2 protein-coding genes are annotated in these 6,740 nt (G+C 73.9%); both read left to right on the forward strand.

Annotation, left to right across the window (positions count from 1 at the left end):
* Positions 1–5,039 (forward strand): type I polyketide synthase (locus EES42_RS39510; RefSeq protein WP_164495502.1); only part of this gene is annotated, 5,039 nt, incomplete at its 5' end.
* Positions 5,040–5,086: 47 nt separating this feature from the next.
* On the forward strand, positions 5,087–6,740 hold a 1,654-nt coding region (locus EES42_RS39515), incomplete at its 3' end, for a type I polyketide synthase (RefSeq protein ID WP_206433814.1).

The following is a 6,740-nucleotide window of genomic DNA, read 5'->3' on the forward strand; positions in this document are numbered from 1 at the left end:
CGCTGCGGCAGGACGAGTGCTCGCTGGCACTGGCCGGCGGCGTCATGGTCATGGCCACCCCGGCCGGCTTCGCCGGGCTCAGCGGGCAGGGCGGCTTCGCCTCGGACGGGCGCTGCCGTGCCTTCGCCGAGTCCGCCGACGGCACCGGCTGGAGCGAGGGCGTCGGCGTGCTGCTCGTCGAGCGGCTGTCCGACGCCCGCGCCAACGGCCACCCGGTGCTCGCGGTGCTCCGCGGCTCGGCGATCAACCAGGACGGTGCGAGCAACGGCCTGACCGCGCCCAACGGCCCCTCCCAGCAGCGCGTCATCCGCCAGGCCCTGGCCAACGCGGGGCTCGGCACCGCGGACGTCGATGTCGTCGAGGCGCACGGCACCGGCACCAAGCTCGGCGACCCCATCGAGGCCCAGGCCGTCCTCGCCACCTACGGCCAGGACCGCCCCGCCGACCGGCCGCTGCTGCTCGGCTCCATCAAGTCCAACATCGGCCACGCCCAGGCGGCCGCGGGCGTCACCGGGATCATCAAGATGGTCATGGCGATGCGGCACGGAACGGCGCCGCGCAGCCTCCACCTGGACGAGCCCACCTCCCACGTCGACTGGACGGCCGGCGCGGTGTCGCTGCTCCAGGAAGCCGTGCCGTGGCCCGCGACCGGCAGGCCGCGCCGCGCGGCCGTGTCCTCCTTCGGCATCAGCGGCACCAACGCGCACGTCGTCCTCGAACAGGGCGACGACGAGGGCACGGAGCCCGCCGCCGGCCCGGCGGCGGACGCACCGGCCGCGGCCGCCGACGAGCCCCTCATCGGCACGCCCGCGCTGCCGTTCGTGCTGTCCGGGGGTTCCGCGGACGCCCTGCGCGAGCAGGCCGCCCGGCTCCGCTCGCACCTGCTGGCCCACGAGGACGCGGCCCTCGCCGACATCGGCTGGTCGCTGGCCACCGGCCGCGCCAGGCTCGCCCACCGGGCCGCCCTCGTCGCCGGCGACCGGGACGAGCTGCTGCACGGGCTCGCCGCCCTCGCGGACGGCACCGGAGCCCCCGGACTGGTCCAGGGCAGCGCCCCCGCCGAACCGCCCAAGGTCGTCTTCGCCTTCCCCGGCCAGGGCGCCCAGTGGGCGGGCATGGGGCTCGAACTCCTCGACTCCTCACCGGTGTTCGCCGAGCGGCTGCGTGAGTGCGCGACGGCCCTTTCGGCGTACACCGACTGGTCGCTGCTCGACGTGCTGCGCGGCGAGCCCGGCGCACCGGGCTTCGACCGGGTCGACGTCGTACAGCCCGCGCTGTGGGCGGTGATGGTGTCGCTCGCCGAGCTGTGGCGGGCGGGCGGCGTCGAACCCGCCGCCGTCGTCGGCCACTCGCAGGGCGAGATCGCCGCCGCCTGCGTCGCCGGCGCGCTGTCCCTGGACGACGCCGCCCGCGTGGTGGCACTGCGCAGCAAGGCGATCCTGGAACTCTCCGGCCTCGGCGGCATGGCATCGGTGCCGGAACCGGTCGACCGGGTGCGGGAACGGATCGCCCGCTGGGACGGCAGGCTCTCCGTCGCGGCCGTCAACGGACCCTCGTCCGTCGTGGTCTCCGGCGACACCGACGCACTGGACGAGCTGCTCGCCACCTGCACCGCCGAGGGCGTACGGGCCAAGCGGATCGACGTCGACTACGCCTCGCACAGCGCCCACGTGGAGCGGATCCACGAGCGGCTCGGCGAGGTCCTGTCCGGCATCACCCCTCGCGCCTCGGACGTGCCGCTGCACTCCACGGTGACCGGTGAACTCCTGGACACCACGGTCATGGACGCCGAGTACTGGTACCGCAACCTCCGCCGGACCGTCCGGCTCGAAGAGGCCACCCGCGGACTGCTCCGCACCGGCCACTCCGTCTTCGTCGAGATCAGCCCCCACCCCGTCCTGGCCGTCGGACTCCAGGAGACCTTGGACGACGCACAGGCGAACGGCGCCGTGCTCGGTTCGCTGCGCCGGGAAGAGGGAGGCCCCGCACGGTTCCTCACTTCGCTGACCACCGCGTACGTCCACGGGGCCGGCCTCGACTGGACGGCACTGTTCGCCGGACGCGACGCACGGCGGGCCGACCTGCCCACGTACGCCTTCCAGAACCGCCGCTACTGGCTGCCCATCAGGACCGGCGGCCCGGGCGACGCGGCCTCCATCGGGCTCGGCGCGACCGACCACCCGATGCTCGCCGCCGCGGTGACGCTCGCCGACACGGACAGCCATCTGTTCACCGGACAGCTGTCGGCGCAGACGCAGCGGTGGACCGCCGACCACGTCGTCATGGAGACCATCCTGCTGCCGGGCACCGGCTTCGTGGAGATGGCCCTGCGCGCGGCCGAGCAGGTCGGCTGCGACCTCGTGGAGGAACTCACCCTGGAGGCACCGCTGGTGCTGCCCGAACGGGGCGCCATCCAGGTGCAGCTCGTGGTGGGGGCGCCGGACGGCACCGGGCACCGTCCGCTGACCGTCCACTCCCGCCCCGCCGAATTCGCCGCGGAAGGCCCCGGTGAACGCCCCTGGCTGCGGCACGCCACCGGTGTGCTCGCCGTCCGCGACGGCGCGCCGGCCCCTGGTTTCGACTTCGCGGCCTGGCCGCCCCCCGCGGCCACCGCGCTGGAACTCGAAGGCGTCTACGAACAGGCCGCGCTCCTCGGCTTCGGCTACGGCCCGATGTTCCAGGGCCTGCGCTCCGCCTGGCAGTCGGGCGAGGACATCTATGCCGAGGTGGCCCTGCCCGAGGACGGCCGCGCCGAAGCCGCCGACTTCGGACTGCACCCGGCACTGTTCGACGCCGCCCTGCAGGCGATGGGTCTTGGCACCTTCGGCCCGGGCCAGGGACGCGGCGAGGACGCGGGCAAGCCGCGGCTGCCGTTCGCGTGGCGCGGTGTGCGCGTGTACGCGACCGGGGCGTCGGTGCTGCGCGTGCGGCTCTCCCCGAGCGGCGCCAACGGCATCGCCTTCCAGGTGGCCGACGGCACAGGCGCCCCCGTGGCGACGGTCGACTCCCTGGACATGCGGCCCGTCGACCCCCGGCAGCTCAAGACCGCGGGACACGGCGACCACGACTCGCTGTTCCAGCTGGAGTGGGCCGAGGCCCCCGCGGCCGCCGTGCCCACGGGCCTGCACTGGGCGGTCCTGGGCGCCGACCCCGCGCCCCTCACCGCGGCGGGCGTGCGCACGGACACCCACCCGGGCCTGCCCGCACTCCTCACGGAGGTCGAGAAGGGCGCCCCGCTGCCCGACACCGTGGTCGTCACCGTCGGCGCCCTCACCACAGGCGACGCCGCGACGGACGCGACGGGTGCCGGGACAGGTGACGCGACGGGAGACATGGCGCAGGACGCGCACACGGTCGCCCGCGCCACGCTCGCCCTGCTCCAGCACTGGCTGGCCGACGAACGCCTCACCGCCGCACGGCTGGTGATCCGCACCTCGGGCGCGGTGGCCACCGTCGCGGGCGAGACCGTCGACGGCCTGACCGCCGCGCCGGCCTGGGGTCTCGTCCGCTCGGCGCAGGCCGAACACCCCGACCAGTTCGTCCTGGTGGACGCCGACGACAGCGAGGCCTCGTGGCAGGCCCTGCCCGCGGCGCTCACCCTGCCCGAGCCGCAGTTCGCCCTGCGCGAAGGCACCGTGCTGGTGCCCCGCCTGGTCCGCACCGGACCGGCAGCCGACCCCGCGCCCGACACCGCCTTCGACGACCGGGGCACCGTACTCATCACCGGTGGCACCGGCACCCTGGGCAGCTCCCTCGCCCGCCACCTCGTCGACCGGCACGGCGTACGCCACCTGCTGCTCCTCAGCAGGCAGGGCGCCACCGCCGACGGCGCCGCCGAACTGCTCGCCGAACTGCGCGACGCGGGCGCCCACGCGCACGCCGTCGCCTGCGACACGGCGGACAGGGACCAACTGGCGTGCGTCCTCGACGACATCGACGACGCACACCCGCTGACCGCGGTGGTGCACGCCGCCGGCGTACTCGACGACGGTGTCATCACCTCGCTCACCGACGAACGCCTCGACGCGGTGCTGCGCCCCAAGGTCGACGCCGCCGTGCACCTGCACGAGCTGACGCGGGACAGCGCGCTGAAGGCGTTCGTGATGTTCTCCTCGGCCGCGGGCACCCTCGGCAGCTCCGGCCAGGGCAACTACGCCGCGGCCAACGCCTTCCAGGACGCGCTCGCCCACCACCGCCGCGCGGCCGGACTCCCGGCCACCACCCTCGCCTGGGGGTTCTGGGCGCAGGCCAGCGGCATGACCGGACATCTCAGTGACACGGAGGTGCTCCGCATGAGCGGCGGCGGGGTCACCGGCCTCAGCACCGAGGCGGGCCTCACCCTGTTCGACCTCGGCACGGCGGCCGGCGAACCGCTGCTGCTGCCCGTACGCCTGGACCTCACGGCCCTGCGCGCCCAGGCGACGGCCGGCACGCTGCCGCCGCTGATGCGGAAGCTGGTCCGTGCCGCGGCACCGCGCGCCGCCGCGGGCGACGACGCCACCGGCACCGGCGGAGTCGGCCTGGCACAGCGCCTGGCCGGTCTCTCCGAGGACGACCGCGACCGCGTGGTGCTCGACCTGGTCCGCACCCACGCCGCGGCCGTGCTCGGCCACGCGTCGGCGTCGGCCGTCGAACCGGACATGGCCTTCAAGAAGCTGGGCTTCGACTCGCTCATCGCCGTCGACATGCGCAACCGGCTCAACGCGGCCTCCGGTCTCCGACTCCCCGCGACGCTCGTCTTCGACTACCCGACCCCGGTCGAACTGGCCGCGTACCTGCGGTCCGAGGTCGTCCCGGACGCGGCGGGCGCCTCCGACGCACCGGTGCTCGCGGGCATCGACCGCCTGGAGAACCTGCTCGCGGCCGTCGGCTCCGACGACGAGCAGCGCACACGGATCACCCTGCGGCTCAACGACATGCTCGCGAAGTGGGGCGATGTCCGGGTCGCCGCGGAACCGGCCGCCGCGCCCAAGGACCTGGACACCGTGAGCGACGAAGAGATCTTCGATTTCCTCGGCAAGGAGTTCGGCATCTCGTGAACACACCGCAACACCCGACCGAACCGCTCCGAGGGGGGACCCAGGCCATGACCGACAACGACAAGCTCCGCTATTTCCTGCGGCGGGTTACCGCCGACCTGCAGGAGACCCGAGGCCGGCTGCACGCCGCCGAGACCAAGGACAGCGAGCCCATCGCGATCACCGCGATGAGCTGCCGCTTCCCGGGCGGCGTGCGGACCCCCGAAGACCTGTGGCAGATCATGATGTCGAAGGTCGACGCGCTCTCCCCGTTCCCCGAGGACCGCGGCTGGGACTTCGAGGGGCTGTTCTTCCGGGACCCCGACGAGCCCGCCCGCAGCTACACGCTCGAAGGCGGATTCGTCTACGACATCCCGGACTTCGACCCCGAGTTCTTCGGGATCTCGCCGCGCGAGGCGCTGGCGATGGACCCGCAGCAGCGGCTCGTCCTGGAAGCGTCGTGGGAGGCCGTGGAGCGGGCCGGCATCGACATGTCGACCCTGCGCGGAAGCCAGACCGGCGTGTTCGTCGGCACCTCCTACCAGGGGTACGGCAGCACGGTGTTCGTCCCGCCGGAGGGCACCGAGATCTACCTCGGCGTCGGCAACACCAGCAGCGTCGCCTCCGGCCGGGTCGCCTACACCTTCGGCTTCAACGGCCCCGCCGTCACCGTCGACACGGCCTGCTCCTCGTCGCTCGTGGCACTGCACATGGCCTGCCAGTCGCTGCGCAGGAACGAGTGCTCCATGGCACTGGCCGGCGGGGTCACCCTGATGTCGAGCCCCGGCGCGTTCACCGAGTTCAGCCGGCAGCGCGGACTGTCGAGCAGCGGCCGCTGCAAGGCGTTCTCCGCCGACGCGGACGGCACGGGCTGGGGCGAGGGCATCGGCATGTTCCTCGTCGAGCGGCTCTCCGACGCACGGCGCAACGGGCATCAGGTGCTGGCCGTCGTCCGCGGCACGGCGATCAACCAGGACGGCGCGAGCAACGGCCTCACCGCCCCCAACGGACCCGCACAGCAGCGCGTCATCCGCCAGGCCCTGGCCGACGCGCGCCTGTCCCCGGCCCAGGTCGACCTCGTCGAGGCGCACGGCACGGGGACGACGCTGGGCGACCCGATCGAGGTGCAGGCGCTGGCCGCCACGTACGGCAAGGACCGTCCCGCGGGCCGCCCGGTGTGGCTCGGCTCGGTGAAGTCGAACATCGGTCACACCCAGGCCGCCGCGGGAGCGGCGGGACTGATCAAGATGGTCATGGCCGTGCAGCGCGGCACGCTGCCGCCCACCCTGCACGTCGAGAAACCCACGACGCACATCGACTGGTCCGACGGGAGCATGGCCCTGGTGACCGACCCCACGCCCTGGCCGGCGACCGGCCAGCCGCGTCGCGGCGGCATCTCCTCCTTCGGCGTCAGCGGCACCAACGCGCACGCCATCATCGAGCAGGCACCGCCGGAGGAGCAGGGGCCCGCGGCGGACCGGACGGAGGGTGAGCAGCAGGAGGGCGAGCAGCAGGAGGGCGAGCAGCAGGAGGGCGAGCAGCAGGACACGGACCGCAGGGCACCACTGGACGGCGTGCCGTTCCCGGTCGTAGTGTCCGCCCGCACGGAACAGGCCCTTGAGGACCAACTCCGCCGCCTGCACGCACACATGGCGCACCATCCGGAGATCGGGATCGCCGACCTCGGACACTCGCTCGCCACGGGCAGGACGAAGTTCAGCC

The organism is Streptomyces sp. ADI95-17 (assembly GCF_003846175.1).
Taxonomy (GTDB): Bacteria; Actinomycetota; Actinomycetes; order Streptomycetales; family Streptomycetaceae; genus Streptomyces; species Streptomyces sanglieri.